Origin of the sequence: Streptomyces monticola (assembly GCF_042665355.1) — a bacterium.
In the GTDB taxonomy this organism is placed as follows: domain Bacteria; phylum Actinomycetota; class Actinomycetes; order Streptomycetales; family Streptomycetaceae; genus Streptomyces; species Streptomyces monticola.
On the sequence record NZ_JBHTCF010000012.1, the window covers coordinates 242,789 to 268,429 of the forward strand.

Below are 25,641 nucleotides of genomic sequence, written 5' to 3' on the forward strand. Positions count from 1 at the left end.
CGGAAACCTCAGGACCCGGGCGTCTCGTCCGGGTGCAAGGCGTCGAGGATGAGCGTGAGGCCGAAGGTGAACTCGTCGGCGTAGTCGTAGCCGGGCTTCAGGGCGTGCTCGGTGGCGAGTTCGGTGAGGTGGGGGTAGGCGCCGGCGGGCAGCTCACGCAGCAGGGCGCCCGCGACTTCGTCCAGCTCGGCCGGGCCGCTGAACGGCAGGCTCAACTCCTGGATCACGAAGCCGTACAGATAGCTGTCGATCAGCGAGAAGGCGTGCGCGGCCATCGGGACGGAGAACCCTCCGGCGCGCAACGCGCCGATGACGGCGTCGTGGTGGCCCAGGGTCGCAGGCCCCGGCCTGGCGCGGGAGTCCATCAGGGCGACGGCCCACGGATGGCTCCGGTGAACACGGAACGTGTAAGAAAGGTCTGCGTCGTCGGGGCTTCGGGGAAGCTCGGGCGGTACATGGTCCGGCAGGCACTGGAGCGCGGCTACGAGGTGGTCGGCGTGTGCCGGGAGCGCAGCGTGCCGAAACTGGCCGAGTTCGAGGGCCGGATGACCGTGGTCCCCGGACCCACGAACGACCCCGAGGTGATACGGCGGGCGGTCGCCGGGTGCGACGGGGTGCTGACCGTCCTCGTGCCCTGGGGCGTACGGCAGTACGCGTCGGGCACGGCGCAGTCGGTGCTCGACCACGCGCGGCCGGGCGCACGCCTGGTCTTCTCCTGCGGCTGGCACATCACGCGCGACGGCAAGGACTCGTACTCACGGATGTTCCTGGCGCTCGTCTGGCTCGCCGCACGTCTGGCCAAGCTGGTCCGCGCCGTCGAGATCGACGACCAAGTGGAGGCCTGCCGCCGGGTGTTCGCCAGCGACACCCGGTGGACCGTGGTGCGCGGCAGCAACCTGGAGGAGGGCGAGAGCCAGGGCCTGCCGGTGTGGAGCCGGCATGTGGGCGACCCCGTGCTGGCCAGCAACCTGACGCGCCGCGTGGACTTCGCGCTGTTCATGGTGGAGGCGCTCACCGATGACACGCTCGTCCGGGAGGCACCGGCGATCGTCGGCCGCCTCACGCCGAGCGCCCTCGCCCACAGCGGCGGCCTGCACGACCACGCGTAGCGCCGGCCGGACACGGTTACGGGCCCGGTCACGCCACAGCCGTGCCGCAGCTGTTGCCGGTTCTGCTGCCGGAACTATGGGTTCCGTCACGGCCGTTGCGCTCTCTTCCTGATGAACTCGGCGGATGGCACCGCTTCTCGTGTTGTTCCTTCCCGCCGGGCTGATCTCCTCGCTCGGTCTCCTCGGCTACGGCCTCGGCACCCTCGGCCGGACCGGGCTCCGTCGCGCCGACCGCCGCAGGCGGCTCCGGAGCGGCGCCGCCCTCCTGGGGGCCACCGCAGCAGCCGTATACACGTGGGGCCTGCTGCATGTGGCCGGAGCGGTCCTGGAGGCGGAGGACGGCGGCGCCGGCTCGTCGCCGCTGCTGCCCTGCCGGACCCCGGGGCAGTGGGAGCGGGCCCTGACCGTCGTCGACTACACCGTGGACTACCTGCCCCTGCGGTTCGTCTGCGAGACGACGGACGGCGGGGCCTACGCGGCCGAGTCCGTTCCGGACTACGTCAATCCGGCCGCCCTGGGCCTCACGCTGGCCGCCGCCGTATGCCTCACGGTCGCCGCGACCCGCGAATCACCCTGACCCGGTGACGAACGCCCTCACCGCCACACCACGGCACGGCACGGCACGGCACGGCACCGCACGGCTCGGCTCGGCTCGGCTCGGCTCGGCTCGGCGGAGTTGACTCTCCCACTGTGGGAGACCGGAGAGTGAGCTCATGCAAGTCGATGACACGGAGCTGTGGGGTATCGGTGAGGTCGCACGGAAGACGGGTACGCCGGTGAAGCTCATCCGGCACTGGTCGGATGTCGGGATCGTCCCGCCGGCCGGGCGCACCGGCGCCGGCTACCGCCTCTACGACGCGGGGGCCCTGGCCCGCCTGGAGCTGGCCAGGACCCTGCGGGAGCTCGGGCTCGGCCTCCCTGAGATCCGTGACGTCCTCGACCGCGAGCACACCCTGGCCGAGGTGGCCGGGGCCCACGTCGACGCGCTGGAGTCACAGATCCGGGCCCTGCGGACGCAGCAGGCGGTGCTGCGCTCCGTCACCCGCCGCGCCACCACCGCACAAGGACTGGCCCATATGAACCGCACCGCCCGTATGACCGCCGCCGAGCGGCGCACGCTCATCCACACCTTCGTGACCGGGACCCTCGGCGACCTGGACGTGCCGACGTACCGCCGCGGTCTGCTGGCCGCGACCCCGGAGCTGCCCGACGACCCCACCGACCAGCAGGTCGACGCGTGGATCGAACTGAGCGAACTGGTGGCGGACCCCGCCCTGCGCGCCGGTATGCGGCGCATGGCGCGGTACGCCGCCGAACACGCGCCGGGCGAGCACGACGAGGCCGCACTCCAGGCCATGCACCGGCTCACCGACTTCTGGACGGAACGCGTCAACTCCGCGATGCGGGACGGGATCGCGCCCGACTCCCCGGCCGCCGAGCCCGTGGTCGCGGCCGTCGTCGCCGCCTGGCTCCCCACGCAGACCCTGCTCAGCGACGACGGGCGCACCGACGGCCCGGCGGCCCGCAAGCTGCTCGTCGAACAGCTCGAAGTCGGCTCCGACGAGCGGGTCGAGCGGTACTGGCAGCTCCTGTGCACCATCAACGGCCTGCCCGTGCGCCCGAGCATGGCGGCCGCGGGGGCCTGGCTCGTGACCGCGCTGCGCACCAGCCCCGCGCCCGGGGCACGCGCCGCCGAGCTCGACGGGATCTACGACGACGGGGCCGACGCCTGGCAGACGGCGGGCCCGGCGGGGGTGCTCGACGCCTGTGCGCGCGTCCTGGACCTTGTGCAGGGCCTTGTCTCCGCCGTGGATCCGGTGGCGGATCCGGAGGCCTTCAACCGGCCGACTCCGTGCGCCGACTGGGACGTACGCACCCTTCTCGACCACCTGGTCTGGGAGAACCTGCTCTGGGCCGGCCTGGCCGACGGCGCCCCGCGCTCCGACTTCGCGGCCGATCACCTCGGTGACGACCACGTGGCGGCGTTCCGCGACGCCGCGCGCGGCTCACTCGCCGCCTTCCGCCGCCCCGGGATGCTCGACCAGCGGTACGGGCCCGCTCCGGGGCGGCGTATCGTCGAGCAGCTCGTCATCGAGATGCTGGTGCACGGCTGGGACCTGGCCACAGCTCTGGGCCCCGCCGCCGGGCACCCGGGCGACCTCGTACCGGACCTCGCCGAGGCCGCGCTGCCCGTCGTCCACGAGATCTACGGTCCGCTCCCGCGCACGGAGGGCGGCTCCTTCGGCCCGCCCCGGCCGGTCCCCGACGACGCCCCCGCCCTGGACCGCCTGGCCGCCTATCTGGGCCGCACGGTCTCCTGATCCGCCGCGGGCACATGGGTCCGCAGTGCAGTGCCCGTGCGGTACAGCTCGATGAGGAGCGGGCGCAGGGACCGGCCCGCCGGGGTGAGGTGATAGCGGGTGCGGACGGGGAAGCCCGGCAGCCGGTCGCGGCTGAGCAGTCCGCGCTCTTCGAGCGTACGGAGGCGGTCGGAGAGCACCTTGGGGCTGATCTCGGGAAGGCGGTCGCGCAGGCCCGTGTAGGAGTGCGGCCCCGACATCAGCTCACGCAGGACCAGCGTGGTCCAGCGCCCCGCGACGGCGGCGAGGGCCACCTCGACCGGGCAGTCCGCTTCCGGGCGGCGGCTGCGGCCGTGCTCGTCGGGCACCAACTCGGCTTCCCAGGCGGGGAGTTCACCGCTCTCGTCCGGCGTCCCGGGGTGGGTTTCCGTTTGGTGAGCCACGGCGGGCGCGGGTTGGCTGAGCGTATGAGCATCGAATCGAGCGTCGGACCTGACCATGCCCCCAGTGTCACCCTGACTGCCCATGGCCCCGATGTCGCCCTGACCACGGTCGCCGGGGACCATCCCACGGTGTTCGCCAGGGCCTTCAACAGCGGCAGCGCGGACGCCGTGAGCCAGGTGTACGAGGACGGCGGCGTCTTCGTGCCCGAGCCGGGCCGGCAGGTCACCGGCCCCGCCCTCACCGCGGCGAACGCCGACTTCCTCGCCCTGGGGCTGCCCATCTCCGTTCACCCCCGGCACACGTATGTCGCCGACGACATCGCCCTGTTGATCGTCGACTGGGTCATCGACGGCACCGGGCCCGACGGCGCGCATCTCCATATCGAGGGCACCGCCACGGATGTCGCCCGCCGAGGCTCGGACGGCCGATGGCGCTACGTGATCGACAACCCCTTCGGCACAGCCTGAGCCACCCCCTCCCCCACCGGGCCCCGCGCCCCAGGCCCCACGCCTCCCGGCTACGATCCCCCGATGCTGCACGGCGAGTTCCTCGACCCCCGGCTCGTGGCCGTCTACGACGCCGCGTACCGCTGGGGCCTCGACGACGACTTCTTCCGGTCCGTGGCCGCCGAGACGCCCGGCGCCCGCGTCCTCGACCTGGGCTGCGGCACCGGCCGGCTCACCCTCGGCCTGGCGGCGGCCGGGCACACCGTGACCGGGATCGACCCCGCGCCGGCCTCGCTCGCGGCGGCACGCGCCAAGTCCGGTGCGGAGCAGGTCACTTGGGTGGACGGTACGGCGGCGAACGCGCCGGACGGGGCCTTCGACCTGGTGGTCATGTCCAGCCATGTCGCGCAGTTCTTCGTGACGGACGACGCCTGGGCCCGGACGCTCGCCGACCTGCACCGGTCGCTCGTCCCGGGTGGCCGTCTCGTCTTCGACACCCGGGACCCGCGGGCCCGCGCCTGGGAGCGCTGGAACCCGGCCGACTCACGCCGGACAGTGCTGCTGCCGGACGGCCGCACCGTCACCACGTGGACCGAGGTCACCGCCGTCACGGGAGCCGAGCCGGCAGCGAAGAGCGCGGCGGACCCCGCTCCCCCGGTCTCGGTCGGCTTCACTCTCCATCACCTGTTCCCCGACGGCACCGAACTCCTCAGCGAGGCAACGCTCCGCTTCCGCACCGAGCACGAACTGCGGACCTCCCTGCGCGCGGCCGGGTTCGCCGTCGAGCGGATCCACGGGGGCTGGGCGCGCGAGCCCGTCGGGGCAGGGGACGGGGAGTTCCTGGTGCTCGCCCGCCGCTGACCGACACCGCCCCGGCCGGAAGCAGATGCTCCGGCCGGGGCGGTCGTGGCAGTCGGCGGTGGCTCGGCCACCGCTCACGCACGCGTCAGGCGAGCGTGCCCAGGGCCTGGTTGAAGGTGGCCGACGGGCGCATGACCGCCGAGGCCTTCTTCGCGTCGGGCTGGTAGTAGCCGCCGATGTCGGCCGGGGAGCCCTGCACCGCGAGCAGTTCGTCGACGATCGTCTGCTCCTGCTCGGTGAGCGCCTTGGCCAGCTCCGCGAACGCCTCGGCGAGCGCCGCGTCCTCGGTCTGCTTCGCCAGCTCCTGGGCCCAGTACAGGGACAGGTAGAAGTGGCTGCCGCGGTTGTCGATGCTGCCGAGCTTGCGGGCCGGGGACTTGTTCTCGTTCAGGAACGTGGCCGTCGCGCGGTCCAGGGTGTCGGCCAGGATCTGCGCGCGGGCGTTGCCCGTGGTCTGCGCGAGGTGCTCGAAGGAGACCGCGAGGGCGAGGAACTCGCCCAGGCTGTCCCAGCGCAGGTAGTTCTCCTTGACCAGCTGCTGCACGTGCTTCGGGGCGGAGCCGCCCGCGCCGGTCTCGAAGAGGCCGCCGCCGTTCATCAGCGGGACCACGGAGAGCATCTTGGCGCTGGTGCCCAGCTCCAGGATCGGGAACAGGTCCGTCAGGTAGTCACGCAGGACGTTGCCGGTGACGGAGATGGTGTTCTCGCCGCGGCGGATGCGCTCCAGGGAGAACGCGATGGCGTCGACCGGCGCCATGATCTCGATCTGCAGACCGCTGGTGTCGTGCTCCGGCAGGTACTGCTTGACCTTCTCGATCAGCTGCGCGTCGTGGGCGCGGGTCTCGTCCAGCCAGAAGACCGCCGGGTCGCCGGTGGCACGGGCACGGGTCACGGCGAGCTTGACCCAGTCCTTGATCGGGGCGTCCTTGGTCTGGCAGGCACGGAAGATGTCGCCCTCGGCGACCTTCTGCTCCAGGACCACATTGCCGGCGGTGTCGACGAGACGGACGGTGCCCGCGGCCTGGACCTCGAAGGTCTTGTCGTGGGAGCCGTACTCCTCGGCCTTCTGCGCCATCAGGCCGACGTTCGGCACCGAGCCCATGGTGGACGGGTCGTAGGCGCCGTTGGCACGGCAGTCGTCGATGACGACCTGGTAGATGCCCGCGTAGCTGGAGTCCGGCAGGACGGCCAGGGTGTCGGCCTCGCCGCCGTCCGGGCCCCACATGTGGCCGGAGGTGCGGATCATCGCCGGCATGGAGGCGTCCACGATGACGTCGCTGGGGACGTGCAGGTTGGTGATGCCCTTGTCGGAGTCGACCATGGCGAGCTCGGGGCCCTCGGCGATCTCGGCCTCGAAGGACGCCTTGATCTCGGCGCCGTTCGGCAGCGCCTCGACGCCCTTGAGGATCGAGCCGAGGCCGTCGTTCGGGGAGAGACCGGCGGCGGCGAGGGTCTCGCCGTACTGCTCGAAGGTCTTCGGGAAGAAGGCGCGCAGCACATGGCCGAAGACGATCGGGTCGGAGACCTTCATCATCGTGGCCTTGAGGTGCACGGAGAACAGCACGCCCTCGGCCTTGGCGCGGGCGATCTGCGCGGTGAGGAACTCACGCAGCTCGGCGACGTGCATCACGGAGGCGTCGACGACCTCACCGGCGAGCACCGGTACCGACTCGCGCAGGACGGTGGTGGTGCCGTCCTCGGCGACCAGCTCGATACGCAGCGAGCCGTCCTCGGCGATGACGGTGGACTTCTCGGTGGAGCGGAAGTCGTTCGCGCCCATGGTCGCGACGTTCGTCTTCGACTCGGGGGTCCAGGCGCCCATGCGGTGCGGGTGGGCCTTGGCGTAGTTCTTGACCGACGCGGGGGCGCGGCGGTCGGAGTTGCCCTCACGCAGGACCGGGTTGACGGCGGAGCCCTTGACCTTGTCGTAGCGGGCGCCGATCTCGCGCTCCTCGTCGGTCTTCGGGTCGTCCGGGTAGGCGGGCAGCGCGTAGCCCTGGGCCTGCAGCTCCGCGATGGCGGCCTTCAGCTGCGGGATGGACGCCGAGATGTTCGGCAGCTTGATGATGTTCGCGCCGGGGGTCTTGGCCAGCTCGCCGAGCTCCGCGAGGGCGTCTTCGATGCGCTGGCCCTCCTCGAGGTACTCGGGGAAACCGGCGATGATCCGCCCCGCCAGGGAGATGTCACGGGTCTCCACAGCGACACCGGCCGTCGAGGCGTACGCCTGGACCACCGGCAGGAACGAATGCGTCGCCAGGGCCGGGGCCTCGTCAGTGTGGGTGTAGATGATGGTCGAGTCAGTCACCGGGGTGCTCCGCTCCACGTCTGCTGCATCGGTCGGAATTGCTCGACATCAAGATATCTCGTGGCGGCGGCCTTACGGACAGGGGCCCGTGTCCGCCGACAGCGGACGGCCGGTTCCCGTGGCGGAAAGTTTTCCCGGGCGGTCCGCGCGCGGATGTCGATCCGGGTCGGTCCCGTTCGTATAGAGGGTGAGAGGCCGGCAGCGGACCGGCCGCCACAGTAAGGAGCCATCCCCATGCAGCAGTACCTGCTCAGCATCTACCAGCCCGACGGTGAACCGCCCGCGCCCGAGGTCCTTGAGCCGATCATGCGGGATCTGGACGCCGTGAACACCGAGATGCGGGAGGCCGGTGCCTGGGTGTTCGCCGGCGGACTGCACCCGCCGGACACCGCGACCGTGCTGCGCCATGACGGGAACGAGGTGCTGACCACCGACGGCCCGTACATCGAGGGCAAGGAGCACATCGGCGGCTTCACCGTCATCCAGGCCGCCGACCTCGACGAGGCCCTCGCCTGGGGACGCAAGGTCGCCACGGCCCTCACGCTGCCGATCGAGGTGCGGCCGCTGCACTTCGGAACCTGTACGTGACCGTCCTCCGCGAAGAGGTCGAACGCGTCTTCCGGGAGGAGTACGGACGCGCGGTGGCCGCCCTGGTGCGCGCCTTCGGCGATATCGACATGGCCGAAGAAGCGGTCCAGGACGCCTTCGCGGAGGCGGTACGGCGGTGGCCGGAGGCCGGGCTCCCGCCGAGCCCGGCGGGGTGGATCATCACCACCGCCCGCAACCGCGCGGTGGACCGGCTGCGCCGCGAGGCGACCCGCGCGGACAAGCACGCGCAGGCCGCCCTGCTGCACGGCCGCGCGTCAGGCGCGTCCCAGGAGGGCGTGCCCGAGGACCAGCTGCCCGAGGAGGGGCCCGTGCGGGACGACCGGCTGCGTCTGATCTTCACCTGCTGCCACCCGGCGCTCGCCCCCGCGGCCCGCGTCGCCCTGACCCTGCGCCTGCTCGGCGGCCTCACCACCGCGGAGATCGCCCGGTCGTTCCTGGTGTCGGAGCCGGCGATGGCGCAGCGCATCGTGCGGGCCAAGGGCAAGATCCGCGCCGCGCGCATCCCGTACCGGGTACCGGCGGACGCCGATCTCCCCGACCGGCTTCGCACCGTACTCGCCGTGGTCTATCTGGTCTTCAACGAGGGCCACACGGCCAGCTCGGGCGGGACTCTGGCCCGCGCCGACCTGTGTGCGGAGGCGGTCCGCCTCGGCCGGCTGCTCGCCGAGCTGATGCCGGACGAGCCCGAGGTACTCGGGCTGCTCGCCCTGATGCTGCTCACCGAGTCACGGCGGGCCGCCCGCACCGGGCCCGACGGCACACTCGTCCTTCTCGCCGACCAGGACCGCGACCGCTGGGACGGTGAACTCATCGCCGAAGGACAGGAGTTGGTGCGCCGCTGCCTGCGGCGCGACCAGCCGGGCCCTTACCAGATCCAGGCCGCGATCAACGCCGTGCACAGCGACGCGCCCTCGGCCGCCGCCACGGACTGGCGGCAGATCCTGCGTCTCTACGACCAGCTGCTCGCCGTCGCACCGGGCCCGGTGGCGGCGCTGAACCGCGCGGTGGCGGTGGCCGAGGTCGAGGGTCCGCAGCCGGCCCTCGACCTCGTCGACGGTCTCGCGCTCGACGGCTACCACGTCTTCCACGCCGTCCGCGCGGACCTGCTGCGCCGCCTCGGCCGCCGCGCGGAAGCGATGACAGCCTACGAGGCGGCCATCGCCCGCACGGAGAACGAGGCGGAGCGCGCGTTCCTGGAACGGCGGCGCCGGGACGTCGGCGGCGATTGAGAGCGTCCCGGCGGGATCACACCGGCGGCAGTGGGGAGCACCCGGCGGCGCCGTCACACCGGCCGCAGTCGAGAGCGTCCCGGCGGTTCACACGGAGCTTCCCTCCAGGCGCAGGCTCCAGCGGCCCGACCGACCGGTGACTGTGACCGTCGACAGGGGGCGGACGTCGATGTTCCAGTACGTCGCAGGCGGCGCCTTCAGGGCGTACACCAGGGCCGCCCGCACCACCCCGGGCTCGGCCACGGCGACGATCCGGGCGCCGTCGTCGGCGGGCCGGGTGTCGAGCCACTGGCCGACCCGCGAGATGAACCCCAGCAGGGACTCACCGCCGTGCGGCGCGGACCGCGGGTCGCCCAGCCAGGCATCGACGGCGGCGGGCTCGCGCGCGGTCACGTCCGCGAGGGTCATGCCACGCCAGCGGCCCATGTCACAGTCGCGCAGGGCGGGCTGCGCGAGCGGCGCGAAGCCGAGCGCGTCACCGGTCGCGCGGCTGCGCTGACTCGGCGAGCAGTAGCGCAGTTCAGCGGCGCCCAGCGGCACCAGGGCGTGTGCGGCCAGTTGCACCTCGTGCCAGCCCGCCTGGTCGAGCGGCCGGTCGTCGTCGAACCGCTCCGCGAGCATCGAAGAGCTGCGAGCGGCGGCTAGGAGCGTGACCCGAACGTGCATGCGGTGATCGTGGAGGGAGGGGCTGCGCAGGTCAAGTGGTGACTTTGTGACGGCCGGGGCACGAGGTGTGCGTGCGAGCCGTCACTGCCGGCCGTACGCCATCCACTTCCCGGGGTCCTCCAGGCCCTTGAAGCCGAGCTTTTCGTAGACCCCGTGCGCGTCCCCCGTGGCGAGCAGGATCCGCCGCAGCCCGCAGGGTTCGAGCTCGTCACGGACGGCGGCGACGAGCGCGACGCCGAGCCCCCGGCCGCGTACCGCCGGATCCACGTACACATCACAGAGCCAGGCGAAGGTGGAGTGATCAGTGACAACTCGTGCATACGCCACCTGCTCCCCCGAATCCGGGTCGTACGCCCCGAAGTTGATCGATCCGGCCATGGCAGCATCCTGCTTCTCGCGACTGCGGCCGAGCGCCCAGTAGGCGTCGGTGGACAGCCAGGTGTGCACCCGCGCGGCGTCGATCCGGCCGGGGTCCGTGGAGATCTCGTACTCGGTCATGGCGGAAAGGCTCGCAGGTGGGACGGCGTGCGTCGAATCGGTTTGCGAACCGTCGCAGGCGTTGTCAGTGGCCGGTGCGATGCTGCGGGCATGAGTGACGCGACGACGAGTGAGACGAGTGCAGCGACGGCGGCGGATTACCGCTGGCTCAAAGAACGATTCAGCGGCCTCGCGGAGGCGTACTGCCTCTCACTGGTCCGCGACCGCACACCCGATGAACTGCTCAGCCACATCGGCGCCACACCGTACATACACGTCAAGGGCGTCGAAGAGCTCCTGGAACCCGCGTACGACGCGTGGGACGAGCACGACGGCGAGCAGCTGTTCGTCGCGGTGGCCCGGCTCGGCGACTGGACGCTGATGGTCGAGCCCAATGGCTATCTGGGCGCTTTCGGCGAGGTGCTCGGCCCGCTGTCACGCGGCACGACCGCCGTCTCCCACTTCCGGAACGTCAACGCGCTCGACCACTTCCACTGGTACGAGGACGGCGAACTGCGGCTGCACTTCGAGCCGTTGTTCGCGTTCGAGCGCGACGGCAGCACACCGGACGCCCTCACGGACGTCATGCGCGACGTGGGCTTCGACCTCTCCGACGGCGACGAGCGCGACTACTCCCTGCATACGGAGGCCGTCTTCGCCCTCGCCGAGCGCCTCACCGGAGTGCGGCTCACCGCCGAGCTCCTGGCGACCGTCGAGTTCACCGGCGCCCTGGCCCCGGACCCGGACGCCTGACTCCGGCACGCTTCACGGCCTGCGGCCCGCCGCACCTCACCCGAAGACCGCGTCACAGGCCCGCCGCAGCCGCCGTACCCCCTCACCGATCTCCGCGGCGCCCGCGAGTCCCGCGAAGCTCAACCGGACGTGTCCTGCGGGGGGTTCGGCGCAGAAGTAGGGGCGCCCAGGCGTGATCGCCACACCGGCCCGCAGCGCCGCGGTGACAAGCCCTGTCTCGTCGGCGCCGTCCGGGAGGCGCAGCCACAAGTGGTAGCCGCCGGTGGGGATGTGCGGCAGGGACAGCTCGGGCACCTCGCGCAGGAGCCCGGACGTCATGGCGTCACGGCGTTCCTTCAACTGCCCTGCCACGGACCGCAGATGACGGTTCCAGGCCGGCGAGCCGACCAGTTCGAGTGCCGCTTCCTGCAGCGGCCGCGGCACGAAGAAGTTGTCGACGATCTGGATCGCCCGCAGCCGCTCCAGGACCGGCCCACGGGCCACCAGGGCGCAGACACGGAAGCTCGGCGAGGTCGCCTTGGTCAGCGAGCAGACATGCACGACGACCCCGTCGGGGTCGTCGGCGATCAGCGGCGCGGGCAGCGGCCCCGCGTCCTCGTGCACGAGCCGGCGCACGAAGTCGTCCTCGACGATGAACGCCCCCGCCTCGCGCGCGATACGCAGCACATCGCGGCGCCGGTCGGCGGCGAGCACCGCCCCCGTGGGGTTCTGGAACAGCGGCTGGCAGACGAAGACCCGCGCGCCGGTCGCCTTGAAGGCGGAGGCGAGCAGCTCGGGACGGACGCCACCGGTGTCGACCGGCACGGGCACAGGCCGCAGCCCGGCGGCCCGCGCGATGGCCAGCATGCCGGGGTACGTGGGCGATTCGACCAGGACCGGCGCACCGGGCGGGGCGAGGGCCCGCAGCGCGGTCGTCAGGGCGGACTGGCCGCCCGACGTGATCAGCACTTCGGAGGCGGTGATCGCGCCGCCGCAGCCGCGGGCGAACCACTCGCGCAGCTCGGGCAGCCCGTCCATCGGCGGCCGCCCCCAGGCGCCGGGGCGTCGCCCGGCCCTGGCGAGGGCCGCGGCCATGGCGCGCTCGGGCTGCAGCGAGGCATGCAGATAGCCGCCGTTGAACTCCACGACCCCGGCGGGCGGCGCGGCCAGACTGGCCAGGACGCCGGACGCGTCGACGGCGCGCGGCACCAGTTCGGCGGCGGCGTCGGCGCTCAGGGAGAGCTGCTGCCAGGAGGTGTCACCGGCCGGTTCGGCGGCGGCGTGCGGCTCGGCCCGGAAAGCACCGGCGCCCGGCCGGGTGACGACCAGACCCTCCGCGGCCAGCTGCGCGAGGGCGCGGGACACGGTCACGGGGCTCACGCGGTACTTCTCGATCAGTGCCCGACTCGATGGCAGCTTCCCACCTGGCGAGTAGCGCTTCACTTCGCCCCGAAGGAGTTCTGCCAAGTCACCTACGCTGCTACGCTCTTGCATGACAGCACAGGATAGCGCTACTCGCACGAGCCGGATAGCAGTTGACGGGTCCGGGGCCACGCCGGCCGCGGCACCCTCGCCGACCGCACCGCCCACGACTCAGGGCGCCACCGCCACCGCCGGCACGGTCACCGGCAGCACCGCGTCCGGCAGCACCGCATCCGGCACCCTGCAGGCAGCCCTCGGCGTCACCGCCTTCTCGCTCACCTTCCCGGCCACCGCATGGGGCCTGGAGGGCTTCGGGCCCTGGTCCCTGGTGGCGGTGCGCAGTCTGCTCGCGGGACTGCTCGCCTGCGCCTGTCTGCTCGCCCTGCGCGTGCCGCTGCCCGAGCGCAGGCACTGGGCCGGACTCGCGGTCGTGGCCGCCGGTGTGGTGGTCGGCTTCCCGCTGCTCACCACGCTCGCCCTGCAGACCTCCACGACCGCGCACGCGGCGGTGGTGGTGGGCCTGCTGCCGCTGACGACGGCCCTGTTCTCGGCCCTTCGTACCGGAGCACGCCCGTCAAGGACCTTCTGGACGGCGGCACTCGCGGGCGCCGCGGCCGTCATCGCGTTCACCGTGCAGCAGAGCGGCGGCGCCCTGTCGACCGCCGATCTGTATCTCTTCGCCGCACTCCTCATCTGCGCCGCGGGCTACACCGAAGGCGGCCGGCTCGCGCGCGTGATGCCCGGCTGGCATGTCATCGGCTGGGCCCTGGTCCTGTGCCTGCCGCTCGCCGCGGTGGCCACGTGGTTCACCCTCGCCGTCGAGCCGGTCCGGCTGACCGCGCACAGCGTGACGGGCATGATCTGGCTGGCGGTCGGCTCGCAGTGGTTCGGTCTGATCGCCTGGTACCGGGGCATGGGCACGATCGGCGTCCCCAAGGCCAGCCAGCTCCAGCTCGCCCAGCCACTGCTCACCCTCGTCTGGTCGGTCCTGCTGCTCGGCGAGGTCCTGCCGGTCGCGGCGCCGCTGACCGCGCTCGCCGTGCTCGTCTGCATCGCGATCACCCAGCGCGCACGTGGCTGAGCGGCCCTCGGGGGTCCCAACGGCTAGCCCCGGCCGTAGACTTACGGCCACGGATCGCTACCCACCCCTCCAAGGGACAGGGAGGTCACCACCGATGCAGGCAAGCGTGGGCGACAAGCTCCTGGTGCACGGCAGGATCGTCGGGCAGCACGACCGCACGGCGGAGGTCATCGAAGTCCTCGGCGAGGACGGCACCCCTCCGTACCGCGTCCGCTTCGAGGACGGTCACGAGACCCTGATGTCGCCGGGACCCGACACCGTCGTACGTCCCTTCAGCACCACCGGCGAATAGGCGCTTCAAGCCCTGACGGCGAGCAGGCGTTCACCGGGGCGGCCTGGCCGGCCGCCGGTAGTGGTCGGCCACCACCCGGGCCATCGCCCCGTTGCGGTCGGCCGCCACTTCCTTCGCGGAGAAGTAGGCGTGCCCGCGCACCTGCGGGTAGTCCTCGGCGAGCGTCAGATGCCGGGACAGCTCGGCCGGGTCCTGCCAGGGCGCGGGCTGCGCCGGATCGCCGGCCTTGTACAGGGCCTCACCGGCGTAGAGGCGCACGCCCGTGCCCCGGGCCACCTCCGCCCACCAGGGCAGCAGCTTCGCGTAGTCGGCGGCCTGGAAGCCGATGTTCCAGTACAGCTGCGGCACCACATAGCCGAGCCAGCCGCGCTTGACCCACATACGGGTGTCGGCGTGCAGGTCGTCGTAGGTCTGCACACCCGCGGTGGTGTCGGAGCCCAGTGGGTCGGTGGCGCGATTGCGCCAGACCCCGAAGGGGCTTATGCCGAAGCGCACCCCCTTGCGCACCTTCGGGATCCGGACGGCCATCTCGCGCACCAGCTGGTTGGTGTTGTCCCGGCGCCAGGCCGCTCGGTCCGGGAAGCCGCCGCCGTAGCGCGCGAAGGCCGCGTCGTCGTCGAAGACCTGGCCCGCGACCGGATACGGGTAGAAGTAGTCGTCCCAGTGCACCGCGTCGACCGGATAGCGCCGCACCGCGTCGAGCATCGCGTCCTGGACGAAGCGTCTGACCTCGGGCAGGCCGGGGTTGTAGTAGAGCTTCCCGGCGTACGGCACGACCCAGTCGGGGTGCACGCGCGCGGGGTGGGTGGCGACCAGCTTCGAGGGGTCGGCGTGACCGGCGACCCGGTAGGGGTTGAACCAGGCGTGCAGTTCGAGACCGCGCTTGTGGGCCTCCGCGACCGCGGTGCCGAGCGGGTCCCAGCCCGGGTCCTTGCCCTGCACCCCGGTGAGATACACCGACCACGGCTCGTACGGCGACGGCCACAGGGCATCGGCGGTGGGCCGCACCTGCAGGATCACCGTGTTCAGACGGCGGGCGACCGCCACGTCCAGATACGCCAGGAGCTCGGCCCGCTGCTCGGCCGCCGTGAGGCCGGGCCGCGAGGGCCAGTCCCGGTTGGCCACCGTCGCCAGCCACATCCCGCGGAACTCACGGGCACCCCCGGCCCGCCGCTCACGGTCCTCGCGCGCCACCGCGTCCGAGGCCGTGGCGAGCCCCGTCAGCACCGCCGCCGCTGCCAGTCCGAGCCCTCGCCGAGTGATTCGCACCGTATGCCACCCCCTGCGACTGATGTCCGTGTGTGACGCACAGCATGCCCGCCCCGGCCGGTCGGACACCAGTCGGCGCGGAGTAACGTCTTCGCCGAGGCAGACGCTGTTGTCGTACGCGCGCTGCCGGGCCGAAGATCAGCGAAAGGCACAAGGTGACCGACCTTATGGGCGATATCGCACGCGTCGGAGTAGTGGGCTGTGGCCAGATGGGGGCGGGCATTGCGGAGGTCTGCGCCCGCGCCGGCCTCGATGTCAAGGTCGCTGAGACCACCGGCGAAGCCCTCGAGATCGGCCGCACGCGGCTGTACAACTCCCTGGGGAAGGCCGCGGAGCGCGGCAAGATCACGGAGGAGGAGCGGGACGCGACCCTCGCGCGCCTCACCTTCACCACCGACCTCGGCGAGTTCGCCGACCGTGACCTCGTGATCGAGGCCGTGGTCGAGAGCGAGCAGATCAAGACCGAGATCTTCCAGGTCCTCGACCAGGTGGTGACCCGGCAGGACGCGATCCTCGCCTCCAACACCTCCTCCATCCCGCTGGTCAAGCTGGCCGTCGCGACCTCGCGCCCGGACCAGGTCATCGGCATCCACTTCTTCAATCCGGCGCCGGTGCAGCAGCTGGTCGAGCTGATCCCGGCGCTGACCACCTCCGAGGGCACCATCAGCCGGGCCGAGGCCGTGGTCGAGAAGGTGCTCGGCAAGCACGCGATCCGCGCCCAGGACCGCTCGGGCTTTGTGGTCAACGCCCTGCTCATCCCGTATCTGCTCTCCGCGATCCGGATGTTCGAGTCCGGCATCGCCTCGCGCGAGGACATCGACAACGGCATGGAGCTGGGCTGCGCCCACCCCATGGGCCCGCTGAAGCTGGCCGACCTGATCGGCCTCGACACCGTCGCCTCGGTCGCCGACTCGATGTACGCCGAGTACAAGGAGCCGCTCTACGCCGCTCCCCCGCTGCTGCAGCGCATGGTGGACGCGGGGCGCCTCGGCCGGAAGTCGAGCTCGGGCTTCTACACGTACTGAGCAGACGTACTGCGCGCCCGTACTGAGCACGCGTACAGCGCACACGTACCGAGCGAACCGGAATTTCCCCGCGTACGCGCTGCGCAGCGAAGTTCTCCGTAATCCGCAGTAGTTCCTGATTCACCCAACGGCCCGCCCGTACCGATCGATTCAGCCACGCTGCGTATCGATCCAGCCAGAAAGGGCCGGTTATCCGGGGCCCGGCACCGCTTGAGGGGTGCCGGGCCCATTCGTTTCGCACAGGGTGTGCGCCCCAGACCCGCATATGCCCTGCGCACACGCTCCCGCCTCGTCGACCAGGAGGATTGACTGTGTGTGCGCGTAAAGGGGGATGTGAATCACTGCTGGAAAGGAGCGCAAGCGTGACCACCGACCCCGAGCAAACCGTGGTCCCCGAGGAATACGCAGAGTTGCGGCGCTGCATCGAGGTGGGCCTCGTCCAGGTCGACGGCAGACTGGCCCTGCTCACTCAGTGCGACGAACAGAACAGGAAGGACCTGGACGATCTGAGCACCCGCGTCGCGGCTCTGGAACACAATCGCTGGCCCCTGCCCGCCCTTGCCGTCCTGGCGGCCCTCGGGGCGCTTGTGGTGGCGATCTGGCAGGCCGTCGGCCGGTAGCCGGAGACCAGGACGTGCTCAACACGGCCTAGCCGAGCCGCAGATGGTGGAGAAGTAACAGGGCAGCCACCATGTTGGCGGCCGGGACCTCGCCCCTGGCGACCATGTCGGGGACGAGTTTCAGCGGGACCCACTCGCGCCGGTCCGACTCGAAATCATCCTCGGGATGCCCGATGTAGGTGCCCTCGTCGGACCAGTAGATGTGGTGCTTGGCGTCCGTGAGCCCGTTGGAGGGCTCGACGCTCATCAAGTGCCGCATCGTTCCCGGCCGCCAGCCGGTCTCCTCCTCCAGCTCGCGCGCCGCCGCCACGGCGATGTCCTCACCGTCCTCGACCACCCCTGCGGGCAGTTCCCAGCCCCAGCTGTCGGTGATGAAGCGGTGCCGCCAGAGCAACAGGACCTCATTGGCCTGGTTGACGACCGTGGCCACGGCCACCGGCCGCAACCGGATCAGAAAGTGATCGAGATGCCGCCCGTCCGGCAGCTCGACATCCGCGAGGTTGACCTGAAACCAGCGGTTTTCATACACAGTTTGTTCTTTCAGTTTCGTCCACTGCACGGTTCTGCCACCTTCCGCCGAGATAGATGGCAATATCGCAGCAGGAGGGTGTGCCTACAGCGGTACGCGCAGCGCTCCGTCGATCAGAGCCGCCGCCTCGGCCGTGCCCGAGCAGCCGTTGCGCACCAGGTGCTCGCGTACCGCCCGCAGGCGGTCGCGCAGTCGCTGGGACTCCATCCCCCGTGCCTGTTCGGCCATTTCGACGGCAGTGGCCACCGCCTTGTCGGCCTCCCCCTGACGCAGTTCGATCTGGCTGAGCACCGCGAGCCGGTGCACTCTGCCCCGGTCATGGGCAGGGGTGTCCACGGCCGTGTCCGAGTGCTCGCGGGCCGCGCTCAGATCGCCGAGGCTCAACAGCGCTTCCGCCACTTGTACGTTGACAAGGCCGGGCTGTACGTAGCCGGTCTCGTCCGGCTCGTGACGGCGGTGGATACGTTCGGCCGCCGACTCCGCCCTGCGGATGCAGGACAGGGCGCTGCTGCCGTCGCCGAGGTGTGCGTACGCCTTGGCCTGCATGGCGTACAGATCGGCGGCGAGGGCCGGGGTGATATGCCGGCCGGCCGCCCGCAGAGCGGCCTCGGCGAAGGCCACGGACTGCCGGAACTCCCGCATGAACAGGGACTGGTTGACGAGCAGGGCTATCACATAGGCGCCAAGTCCCCGGTCTCCGCTGGCCTTCGCCAGGCGCAGCGCCTGGTGGAAGTAGCGCTGGGCCAGACCGTGCGAGTCCGAGTCATAGGCACAGATACCGGCCACGGCGACCAACCCGCCGGTGGCGCGATGCAGTTGGCGGCCGGTGGCGTCCGTATAGCTGCCGCGGAGCAGCGGAGCCGCTTCGGCGTTGAGGAAGCCGACGATCCGGGCGCGGGTCGCGATGCCACCGGTCTTGCGGTACATCTGCTCGTAGTGCGCACGCGCCGAGCGCAGCATCTCGATATCGGTCATGCTGACCCGCATCCGCCCGCCGCGGGAGACGTCCACGTCCTCCGGCGGGTTCTCCCACTCCCATACCGGCATGACGGCCGGGGTGCCGGTGACCGCCGGTGCGCCGAGGATGTGCGGGCGCTGCTGCATATCGGACCGCCACAGGGCGGTGGCCCGCTCCACGAACCCGGACAGCGTGGAACCCATGCCGATGGCGCCCTGTCCCCCGGCCGGGCGGCCGGGCACACCGAGGCCGATGTCGTCGAGTGTGACGGGGCGCTGGAGCCGGGCGGCGAGCACTTCACAGATCAGGTCCGGCACTTGACCGCGGGGCCGCTGGCCTTTCAGCCAGCGGGCGACCGCGGTGTGTTCGTACCGCAGTGCCAGGCCTCTGGCCTTGCCCACCTGGTTCACATGGGCGGCGAGACCCGCGTGGGAGATGCCGGCTTCGTCGAGGATCGCGTCGAGCAGGGTGTTGGGCTGCATTTCACCCTCCGGTGATTCAGTGCGGCAACCGCACGGCACCTCACGCACCCATGCGTCGCAGTCGGTCCGGACCTCACCGGAGCGCGCCCCCACGCGCGGGAATAGGGGGGCGATCTGCCGTGGCGCGAGAGACAGGTCCACGGGCAGGCCAACAGGGCCTGGCACCACCGGTGGAGAGGTGTCGTCGATGTGCCTCAGTTCCGCCAGCGTAATCGAGTGGCCTTCACACGGGGTGTGAACGGAGTGCCCGCATCCACGCGGTACACGCTCTGCACGCCACCGGCCGGGCTCAGTTGAATGAAGCTCGTTCGGCTCCCCTGGGCCGGATCTTCTGGCTCCGCCAGAGGCGGCCGGGCCGCCGGCTCCCCCTCGAATAGCGGCGGCCGTTCTTCGCACCGTTCGCCCGGCTGCCTGCCGAATTCCGCGGCCCGGCGGGCGGTGCCGGCCGGGACCTGCCGCACTCACCCGGCACGGGCACCGGCTCATTTCTCCGGCGGAGAGCGCTCAACTCACCGTGCGGGCCCGCGGAATGACAGATTCTGTGGGCTGCTGCGGCACCCGCCGCCGGTCGTTGCGCAGCACCAGCAGGGCCACGTCGTCCGAGAGCCGTCCCCCGGTGTAGCGCAGCAATGCGCCGTGCACCGCGTGGATCACGGACTCGGGGGCGACCGGCGCCGATCGCACGGCGTCGGCGAGTGCGCTCGTCAGCGGGAAGAACCGGCCCTCCGTGTCCCGGGCGTCCTCGACGCCGTCCGTGTGCAGGAACAGCGCGTCACCGGGGCGCAGCCGTCCGCAGCTGCGCACCGGCAGGTCGTCGGGGAGCGGGAAGGGCCCGAGCGGCGGCAGCGGGTCACCGCCGGCCACCCGCTCCACCCGGCGGCCGAGCCGGTACGGCCACGGGTGACCGCAGTTGAGCGCGAGCACCTCGCCGTCGGGGCGGATCTCAAGGAGCAGCACCGTCACGAACTCCTCGGCCAGCGGGCTGTCCGGCTCGGCCCCGCAGGCCGCGGGGTGCTCGGCCCGCGAGCGTTCCCGCAGATGCCGGTGCATGGCGCGCTCCAGGCGGCGCAGTACACCGGCGAGTTCGGCCTCGTCGTGCGCGGCCTCGCGGAAGGAGCCGAGGACCGCGGCGACCGTGCCGATCGCGGTGAGGCCATGGCCGCGGACATCGCCCATGACCACCCGCACGCCATGGTCGGTGGCCACGGCTTCGTAGAGATCGCCGCCGACGGCCGCGCCGCGGTGCGCGGACAGCTGCCCGGCCGCGATGGCCAGACCGTCGAGACGGGGCGGCAGCGGGCGCAGCAGTACGCGCTGGGCCGCGCCGGCGACCTCTCTGATCTGCGCCAACTCCTGCAGCAGAGCGCGTCGTACACCCAGTATCAGTCCGGTGCCGACGGCGAAGAACACGGCACTGGTGGCGATCCGGGCGCCGAGTCCGTCCTGCTGCGCGAGCGGGCAGGTGAGTTTGTATGTGATCGCCACGGCGCCCCACACGGTGGGCAGGGCAAGTGTGAAAGCGCGCCGGACGCGCGACTGCTCCGTGCGCGCTCCGGCCTCGCCGAGCCCGGCCCTGAAGGGAGCCCTGGCCCTGATGCGGATCATGCCGTTGGCCTCCCTATGGCCCTGAACAGCTCGCAGGCCGGCCCCTACGGCCGGATCGATTCTGTCGACCACATGGACCGATCGGGCCAGATCGCCCGCACTTCTCACCCGAACGAGTGAGGGGCGCACTTGGTTCTCCAAGTGCGCCCCTCACCAGGGACTTTGCGCGTCGGACGTACGCGCCGTGTGCGCCCTAGGCCCCGCGGAGCACCGCTCCCGTGCGCTCACCGGCGAGTGCGGTGGCGGCATCGCGGGCCGCGGTCGCCTCCTCGACGGTCAGGGTGCGGTCACCGGCGCGGAACCGCAGCGCGTAGGCGAGGGACTTCTTGCCCTCGCCGAGCTGCTCACCGGTGAACACATCGAACAGCCGGATGGACTCGAGGAGTTCACCCGCGCCCTCACGCAGCGCCTGCTCGACATCGGCCGCGGGCACGGACTCGTCGACGACCAGGGCGACATCCTGCGTGGCCACCGGGAAGGTGGAGATCCGCGGCGCCGCGAGCACCTCGTCGGCCACCAGGGCGTCGAGCTCCAGCTCCATCGCGCAGGTGCGGTCGGGCAGCCCGAGCGCCTTGACCACGCGCGGGTGCAGCTCGCCCGCGTACCCGACGACCTTGTCCGCGCCGTCCGCCGTGACGACGAACTCGGCGCACCGGCCGGGGTGCCACGGGCCGTACTGGCCCTTGCGGACGGTGAGTTCGACACCGGTCTCACGGGCGACGGTGCGGGCCGCCTCGATGGCGTCCGCCCAGTCGGCCGGGCGGCCCTTGCCCCACCAGCCGGCCTGTTCGCGGGCGCCCGCGAGGACGACGGCGACATTGCGCCACTGGTACGGCAGGGCCTCGTCGAGGCCCTGCGTCAGCTCCTCGTCGGTCGGACGGCGGTCCACCGGGAGCCGCACCGCGGTGCGCTGCTCCTCGCGCGGGTGGAAGACCGTGCCGGTCTCGAAGAGCGCCAGATCGTGGCTGCCGCGGCTGTCGTTGCGGCGCAGGGCCTGGAGCAGGCCGGGCAGCAGCGTCGTACGGAGCGCGGGCTCCTCGTCGGAGAGCGGGTTGACCAGCTTCACGACGCGGCGGTTGGTGTCGTCCGCGGCCAGCTGCAGCTGGTCGAAGACCTGCTCACCGATGAACGGGTAGTTCAGCGCCTCGACATAGCCGGCCCCGGCCAGGGCGCGGCCGACGCGGCGGTGGGTGCGCTGCCGTTCGGTCAGGCCCATGCCGTCGGGCGGCGAGGGCAGCGTGGAGGGCAGGTTCTCGTAGCCCTCCAGGCGGATGACCTCTTCGGCCAGGTCGTTCGGGTCGGTCAGATCGGGCCGCCAGGACGGCACGGTGACGGTCAGATCGTCCTGGCCGTAGACGTCGCAGCCGACTTCCTGCAGCCGGCGTACGACGGTCTCGCGGCCGTAGTCGACGCCCGCGACCTTGTCCGGGTGGTTCGCCGGAATGGTGATCGTGCGCGGCGCGGTGGGCGCGATGACCTCGGTGACACCGGCCTCCGCGGTGCCGCCCGCGAGCAGCACGAGCAGGTCGACGGTGCGCTGGGCCGCGGCGGGCGCGGCCTGCGGGTCGACACCGCGCTCGAAGCGCTTGGACGCCTCGGACGCCAGCTTGTGGCGGCGGGCGGTGCGCGCGATGGAGAGCTGCTCGAAGTGGGCGGCCTCGATGACCACGTCGGTGGTGCCGTTGGCCTCGCCCGTCTCCGGGTCGATCTCGGCGTCGGCGATCTCGGTGTTGGCGCCGCCCATGACACCGGCCAGGCCGATCGGCCCGCGGTTGTCGGTGATCACCAGGTCCTCGGCGTCCAGGACGCGCTGGACGCCGTCGAGGGTGGTGAGCTTCTCGCCGGGCTCGGCACGGCGCACGCCGATCGGGCCGTCCAGACTCGAGCGGTCGTAGGTGTGCAGCGGCTGGCCGAGCTCCAGCATCACGTAGTTGGCGACGTCCACGGCCAGCGAGATCGGGCGCATCCCGGCCTTCTGCAGGCGGCGCCGCAGCCAGATCGGGGAGCGCGCCTCGGGGTGCAGGCCGGTGACGGTGCGCGCGGTGAAGCGGTCGCAGCCGATCGGGTCGGAGACCTTCACGACGTAGCCGTACGAGTTGGGCGGGGGCACGTCGAGCAGCGCCGGGTCGCGCAGCGGCAGGCCGTAGGCGGTGGCGGTCTCACGGGCGACGCCGCGCATCGACAGGCAGTAGCCGCGGTCGGGCGTGACGGCGATGTCCAGGACCTCGTCGACGAGTTCGAGCAGCTCGATGGCGTCGGTGCCGACCTCGTGCTCGGGCGGGAGCACGATGATGCCCCCGCTGCCGTCGTCGCCCATGCCCAGCTCGTCGCCGGAGCAGATCATGCCGTGCGACTTCTTGCCGTACGTCTTGCGCGCGGAGATCTCGAAGCCGCCGGGCAGGGTGGCGCCGGGCAGTACCACGACGACCTTGTCGCCGACGGCGAAGTTCCGCGCGCCGCACACGATTTCCTGCGGCTCACCGGTGCCGTTGGCCTGGCCGACGTCGACGGTGCAGAAGCGGATCGGCTTCTTGAAGCCCTCCAGCTCCTCGATGGTGAGCACCTGGCCTACGACCAGGGGACCCTTGAGGTCGGCGCCGAGCTGCTCGACGGTCTCCACCTCGAGCCCGACACCGACGAGCTTCTCCTGTACGTCGCGACCGGTCGTACCGGCCGGCAGGTCGACGTACTCCCGCAGCCAAGAAAGCGGGACCCGCATCAGATCTCCATCCCGAACGGCCGGGTGAACCGGACGTCACCCTCGACCATGTCTCGCATGTCTTCGACGTTGTGGCGGAACATCAGCATCCGCTCGATGCCGAACCCGAAGGCGAATCCGCTGTACTTCTGGGGGTCGACGCCGCAGGCGGTCAGCACACGCGGGTTGACCATGCCGCAGCCGCCGAGCTCGATCCAGCCCTCGCTGCCACAGGTGCGGCAGGGCTTGTCGGGGTTGCCGACGGACTCGCCCCGGCACACGTAGCACACCATGTCCATCTCGGCGGACGGCTCGGTGAACGGGAAGTAGTTGGGGCGGAGCCGGGTCTTCATGCCGGGGCCGAACAGGGCGGTGACCATGTGGTCGAGGGTGCCCTTGAGATCGGCCATGGTCAGGCCCTCGTCGACGGCGAGGAGCTCGATCTGGTGGAAGACCGGGGTGTGTGTGGCGTCCAGCTCGTCGGTGCGGTAGACCCGCCCGGGGCAGACGATGTAGACGGGCGGCTCCCGGTCGAGCAGTGCGCGCGCCTGCACCGGCGAGGTGTGGGTGCGCAGGACGACACCGGACTCGTCTCCGGACGTGCCCTCCGGGCCCTCGACGAAGAAGGTGTCCTGCATCTGCCGCGCCGGGTGGTCGGGCACGAAGTTCAGGGCGTCGAAGTTGTACCACTCCGCCTCGGCCTCGGGGCCCTCGGCGATCTCGTAGCCCATGGCGACGAAGACATCCGCGACGCGCTCCATGAACGTGGTCAGCGGGTGCCGGGCGCCGGCCGGGACGCGGTCGTAGGGCAGCGTGACGTCGACCGCCTCCTCGACCAGGACGCGGGCGTCACGCTCGGCCTCGAGCTCGGCCTGGCGGGCGGCGAGTGCCTTGTTCACGGCGCCGCGGGCCATGCCCACGCGCTTGCCCGCGTCCGCCTTGGCGTGCGGGGGCAGGGCGCCGATCTCACGGTTGGCGAGCGAGAGCGGGGAGCTGGGCCCGGTGTGCGCGACCTTGGCCCCCTGCAGCTGCTCGAGATCCGCGGCGGCGGCGAAGGCGTCGAGCGCCTCGGCCTGCATCCGCTCGATCTCTTCCGGTTTCAAGGCCTCGACCTCAACAGGGTCGTACGACTTATTGGGTGCCGACATCTCTTCCCGTACTTCCGATTGGCTGGCTGGGGGGTCCCCGCCACCGCGACAGCGACGACGGCGGACACGAACGCGCCAAAGGTCGAGTCTAACGGGGTGCGGGGAAGCGAATGCGCCCGTGGGCTGCTCTCCGGCTCGTACTGGTCTCTCTACTGGAGATACGCCGGGGTGCCCACGGGCAGGGTAAATCGGAACTCGGCGCCGCCCGCGGGACCGCGCCCGACGGTGATCGTCCCGCCATGGGCCTCGACGATGCCCTTCACGATGTACAGACCGAGGCCGGTCCCGCCGCGCTTGCTGCCCCGCCAGAAGCGGGTGAAGACACGGTTCATGGACTCCTCCGGGATGCCTGTGCCCTCGTCGCTGACGGTCACCGATGTGCCGGTGCAGGCCCGCTCGCGCGGGGAGTACGAGGGCGCTACGTCGATCGTGACAGTTCCCTCGCCGTGCCGCACCGCGTTTTCCAGGAGGTTGCTGAGCACCTGGTCGATCTTGTCGGGGTCGGCCCAGAGGTCGGGCAGCGGCTGTGCGAGACGCACGAGAAAGCGGTCGGCCGCCTGCCCGGCGGCGACATGGGCCTGGACGTGCCGGCCGACCGCGGCCCCGATGTCGACGGGCTGACGGCGCACTTCGAGCCGCCCGGAGTCGATCCGGGAGATGTCGAGCAGTTCGGCGATGAGCCGGGTGACGCGGTTGGCGTCGGCGTCGACGGTCTCCAGCATCAGCTTCTTCTGGTCGTCCGTGAACCGCTCCCACTTGGCGAGCAGCGTCGCCGTGAAGCCCTTGACGGAGGTGAGCGGCGAGCGCAGCTCATGCGCGACCGTGGCGATCAGCTCGGCATGGCTGCGCTCGGTACGGCGGCGGGCCTCGGTGTCCCGCAGCGAGACGACGAGACGGCGCAGCGGTCCGGTGGGGCGGCTGCGGACGTATCGCGCCGTGACCAGGACTTCGCGGCCGCCGGGCAGGAGCAGATTGCGCTCGGGCTGGCCGACCCGGGTGGCGAGGCCGCCGTAGGGATCGGTGAGCTGCCACCAGCGCCGCCCCTCCAGGTCCTCCAGCGGCAGGGCGCGCTCTATGGGGCGGCCGATGGCGTCGGTGGGGCGGACCGCGGTGATCCGGGCGGCGGCGGCGTTGAAACAGATGACCTGGCCCGACTCGTCGGCCACGACCAGACCGTCCGGCAGATCGTCCGGGTCGAGTCCCAGATCGTCGAGATCGCTGTGGTCACGGTCGTCGCTGTGATCGCCGCGATCAGCGCGGGGCGCGGGGGTACGCGTGGCGGAGCCCCGCACTCCCCTTGGCCTGCTGGTGCCGACGCTCATCCCCGTATCCCA

At 71.5% G+C, this 25,641-nt stretch carries 24 protein-coding genes and 1 pseudogene; 12 read left to right on the forward strand and 13 right to left on the reverse strand.

Annotated elements, in window-relative coordinates:
* Positions 1 to 8: 8 nt before the first annotated feature.
* Positions 9 to 392: pseudogene (locus tag ACFQVC_RS26565) on the reverse strand (TetR/AcrR family transcriptional regulator C-terminal domain-containing protein); the annotation flags it as partial.
* Here ACFQVC_RS26565 and ACFQVC_RS26570 point away from each other — a divergent pair.
* The 3 genes from ACFQVC_RS26570 to ACFQVC_RS26580 all read left to right on the forward strand — a co-directional run bounded on the left by ACFQVC_RS26570 (position 384) and on the right by ACFQVC_RS26580 (position 3,430).
* Complete coding sequence (locus ACFQVC_RS26570; RefSeq protein WP_381835216.1) at positions 384 to 1,109, forward strand: NAD(P)-dependent oxidoreductase; 726 nt, start codon at positions 384 to 386, stop codon at positions 1,107 to 1,109. The pseudogene ACFQVC_RS26565 and the gene ACFQVC_RS26570 overlap by 9 nt on opposite strands.
* 124 nt (positions 1,110 to 1,233) lie before the next feature.
* Complete coding sequence (locus tag ACFQVC_RS26575; RefSeq protein ID WP_381835134.1) at positions 1,234 to 1,686, forward strand: hypothetical protein; 453 nt, start codon at positions 1,234 to 1,236, stop codon at positions 1,684 to 1,686.
* 136 nt (positions 1,687 to 1,822) lie between these two features.
* Positions 1,823 to 3,430: a TIGR03086 family metal-binding protein gene (locus ACFQVC_RS26580; protein WP_381835136.1), complete on the forward strand. Its 1,608-nt coding sequence runs from the start codon at positions 1,823 to 1,825 to the stop codon at positions 3,428 to 3,430.
* Here the strand turns inward: ACFQVC_RS26580 and ACFQVC_RS26585 are convergent.
* On the reverse strand, positions 3,406 to 3,852 hold the full coding sequence (locus tag ACFQVC_RS26585) for a winged helix-turn-helix transcriptional regulator (RefSeq protein WP_381835138.1): 447 nt from the start codon (positions 3,850 to 3,852) through the stop codon (positions 3,406 to 3,408). The two genes, ACFQVC_RS26580 and ACFQVC_RS26585, sit on opposite strands and share 25 nt — an antisense overlap.
* Before the next feature lie 24 nt (positions 3,853 to 3,876).
* Between ACFQVC_RS26585 and ACFQVC_RS26590 the strand changes: the two genes are divergently transcribed.
* Positions 3,877 to 4,320, forward strand: a complete 444-nt coding sequence (locus ACFQVC_RS26590) for a YybH family protein (protein WP_381835140.1) — start codon at positions 3,877 to 3,879, stop codon at positions 4,318 to 4,320.
* 63 nt (positions 4,321 to 4,383) lie between these two features.
* Positions 4,384 to 5,160 (forward strand): class I SAM-dependent methyltransferase, encoded by a 777-nt coding sequence (locus ACFQVC_RS26595; protein ID WP_381835142.1) that lies wholly within the window; start codon positions 4,384 to 4,386, stop codon positions 5,158 to 5,160.
* Positions 5,161 to 5,245: 85 nt separating this feature from the next.
* Here the strand turns inward: ACFQVC_RS26595 and ACFQVC_RS26600 are convergent, their stop codons facing one another.
* Positions 5,246 to 7,465, reverse strand: coding sequence for an NADP-dependent isocitrate dehydrogenase (locus tag ACFQVC_RS26600; protein ID WP_381835144.1), 2,220 nt, complete (start codon positions 7,463 to 7,465; stop codon positions 5,246 to 5,248).
* A gap of 234 nt (positions 7,466 to 7,699) precedes the next feature.
* Between ACFQVC_RS26600 and ACFQVC_RS26605 the strand changes: the two genes are divergently transcribed.
* Both ACFQVC_RS26605 and ACFQVC_RS26610 read left to right on the forward strand, forming a co-directional pair.
* Positions 7,700 to 8,053 (forward strand): YciI family protein, encoded by a 354-nt coding sequence (locus ACFQVC_RS26605; protein WP_381835146.1) that lies wholly within the window; start codon positions 7,700 to 7,702, stop codon positions 8,051 to 8,053.
* Positions 8,050 to 9,303 carry an RNA polymerase sigma factor gene (locus ACFQVC_RS26610; protein WP_381835148.1) on the forward strand — a complete coding sequence of 418 codons (1,254 nt, stop codon included), beginning with the start codon at positions 8,050 to 8,052 and terminating at the stop codon, positions 9,301 to 9,303. The genes ACFQVC_RS26605 and ACFQVC_RS26610 overlap by 4 nt, the downstream gene beginning before the upstream one ends.
* A gap of 87 nt (positions 9,304 to 9,390) precedes the next feature.
* Here the strand turns inward: ACFQVC_RS26610 and ACFQVC_RS26615 are convergent, their stop codons facing one another.
* Both ACFQVC_RS26615 and ACFQVC_RS26620 read right to left on the reverse strand, forming a co-directional pair.
* Positions 9,391 to 9,969 (reverse strand): histidine phosphatase family protein, encoded by a 579-nt coding sequence (locus tag ACFQVC_RS26615; RefSeq protein ID WP_381835150.1) that lies wholly within the window; start codon positions 9,967 to 9,969, stop codon positions 9,391 to 9,393.
* Positions 9,970 to 10,050: 81 nt separating this feature from the next.
* Complete coding sequence (locus ACFQVC_RS26620; RefSeq protein ID WP_381835152.1) at positions 10,051 to 10,467, reverse strand: GNAT family N-acetyltransferase; 417 nt, start codon at positions 10,465 to 10,467, stop codon at positions 10,051 to 10,053.
* A gap of 90 nt (positions 10,468 to 10,557) precedes the next feature.
* On the opposite strand from ACFQVC_RS26620, the gene ACFQVC_RS26625 reads away from it, so the two are divergent.
* On the forward strand, positions 10,558 to 11,199 hold the full coding sequence (locus ACFQVC_RS26625) for a DUF6461 domain-containing protein (RefSeq protein ID WP_381835154.1): 642 nt from the start codon (positions 10,558 to 10,560) through the stop codon (positions 11,197 to 11,199).
* A 36-nt stretch (positions 11,200 to 11,235) separates the two neighbouring features.
* Here the strand turns inward: ACFQVC_RS26625 and ACFQVC_RS26630 are convergent, their stop codons facing one another.
* The gene (locus ACFQVC_RS26630) at positions 11,236 to 12,672 is read right to left on the reverse strand and encodes an aminotransferase-like domain-containing protein (RefSeq protein ID WP_381835156.1); all 1,437 of its coding nucleotides are present in this window, start codon (positions 12,670 to 12,672) and stop codon (positions 11,236 to 11,238) included.
* Here ACFQVC_RS26630 and ACFQVC_RS26635 point away from each other — a divergent pair.
* A complete protein-coding gene (locus ACFQVC_RS26635; protein ID WP_381835158.1) occupies positions 12,671 to 13,681 on the forward strand; it encodes a DMT family transporter in 1,011 nt (336 codons plus the stop codon). The two genes, ACFQVC_RS26630 and ACFQVC_RS26635, sit on opposite strands and share 2 nt — an antisense overlap.
* Positions 13,682 to 13,775: 94 nt before the next feature.
* Complete coding sequence (locus ACFQVC_RS26640; RefSeq protein WP_381835160.1) at positions 13,776 to 13,973, forward strand: DUF1918 domain-containing protein; 198 nt, start codon at positions 13,776 to 13,778, stop codon at positions 13,971 to 13,973.
* A gap of 30 nt (positions 13,974 to 14,003) precedes the next feature.
* Here ACFQVC_RS26640 and ACFQVC_RS26645 read toward each other — a convergent pair whose 3' ends face one another.
* A complete protein-coding gene (locus ACFQVC_RS26645) occupies positions 14,004 to 15,242 on the reverse strand; it encodes a glycoside hydrolase family 10-like protein (RefSeq protein WP_381835162.1) in 1,239 nt (412 codons plus the stop codon).
* Between the two features lie 167 nt (positions 15,243 to 15,409).
* Here ACFQVC_RS26645 and ACFQVC_RS26650 point away from each other — a divergent pair, with 167 nt between their 5' ends.
* Together ACFQVC_RS26650 and ACFQVC_RS26655 are read left to right on the forward strand one after the other, a co-directional pair.
* Positions 15,410 to 16,267 (forward strand): 3-hydroxybutyryl-CoA dehydrogenase, encoded by an 858-nt coding sequence (locus ACFQVC_RS26650; protein ID WP_381835164.1) that lies wholly within the window; start codon positions 15,410 to 15,412, stop codon positions 16,265 to 16,267.
* 362 nt (positions 16,268 to 16,629) lie between these two features.
* A complete protein-coding gene (locus ACFQVC_RS26655) occupies positions 16,630 to 16,887 on the forward strand; it encodes a hypothetical protein (RefSeq protein ID WP_381835166.1) in 258 nt (85 codons plus the stop codon).
* 28 nt (positions 16,888 to 16,915) lie between these two features.
* Here the strand turns inward: ACFQVC_RS26655 and ACFQVC_RS26660 are convergent, their stop codons facing one another.
* The 6 genes from ACFQVC_RS26660 to ACFQVC_RS26685 form a co-directional block, all read right to left on the reverse strand.
* Positions 16,916 to 17,446, reverse strand: coding sequence for an NUDIX hydrolase (locus ACFQVC_RS26660; protein ID WP_381835168.1), 531 nt, complete (start codon positions 17,444 to 17,446; stop codon positions 16,916 to 16,918).
* A 54-nt stretch (positions 17,447 to 17,500) separates the two neighbouring features.
* On the reverse strand, positions 17,501 to 18,856 hold the full coding sequence (locus ACFQVC_RS26665) for a transcriptional regulator (RefSeq protein ID WP_381835170.1): 1,356 nt from the start codon (positions 18,854 to 18,856) through the stop codon (positions 17,501 to 17,503).
* A gap of 504 nt (positions 18,857 to 19,360) precedes the next feature.
* Positions 19,361 to 20,461 carry a PP2C family protein-serine/threonine phosphatase gene (locus tag ACFQVC_RS26670; protein WP_381835172.1) on the reverse strand — a complete coding sequence of 367 codons (1,101 nt, stop codon included), beginning with the start codon at positions 20,459 to 20,461 and terminating at the stop codon, positions 19,361 to 19,363.
* A gap of 193 nt (positions 20,462 to 20,654) precedes the next feature.
* Positions 20,655 to 23,180 carry a phenylalanine--tRNA ligase subunit beta gene (gene pheT / locus ACFQVC_RS26675; protein WP_381835174.1) on the reverse strand — a complete coding sequence of 842 codons (2,526 nt, stop codon included), beginning with the start codon at positions 23,178 to 23,180 and terminating at the stop codon, positions 20,655 to 20,657.
* Positions 23,180 to 24,307 (reverse strand): phenylalanine--tRNA ligase subunit alpha, encoded by a 1,128-nt coding sequence (pheS, locus tag ACFQVC_RS26680; RefSeq protein ID WP_381835175.1) that lies wholly within the window; start codon positions 24,305 to 24,307, stop codon positions 23,180 to 23,182. Before pheS ends, pheT begins: the two co-directional genes overlap by 1 nt.
* 149 nt (positions 24,308 to 24,456) lie before the next feature.
* On the reverse strand, positions 24,457 to 25,629 hold the full coding sequence (locus ACFQVC_RS26685) for a sensor histidine kinase (protein ID WP_381835177.1): 1,173 nt from the start codon (positions 25,627 to 25,629) through the stop codon (positions 24,457 to 24,459).
* Positions 25,630 to 25,641: the final 12 nt, after the last annotated feature.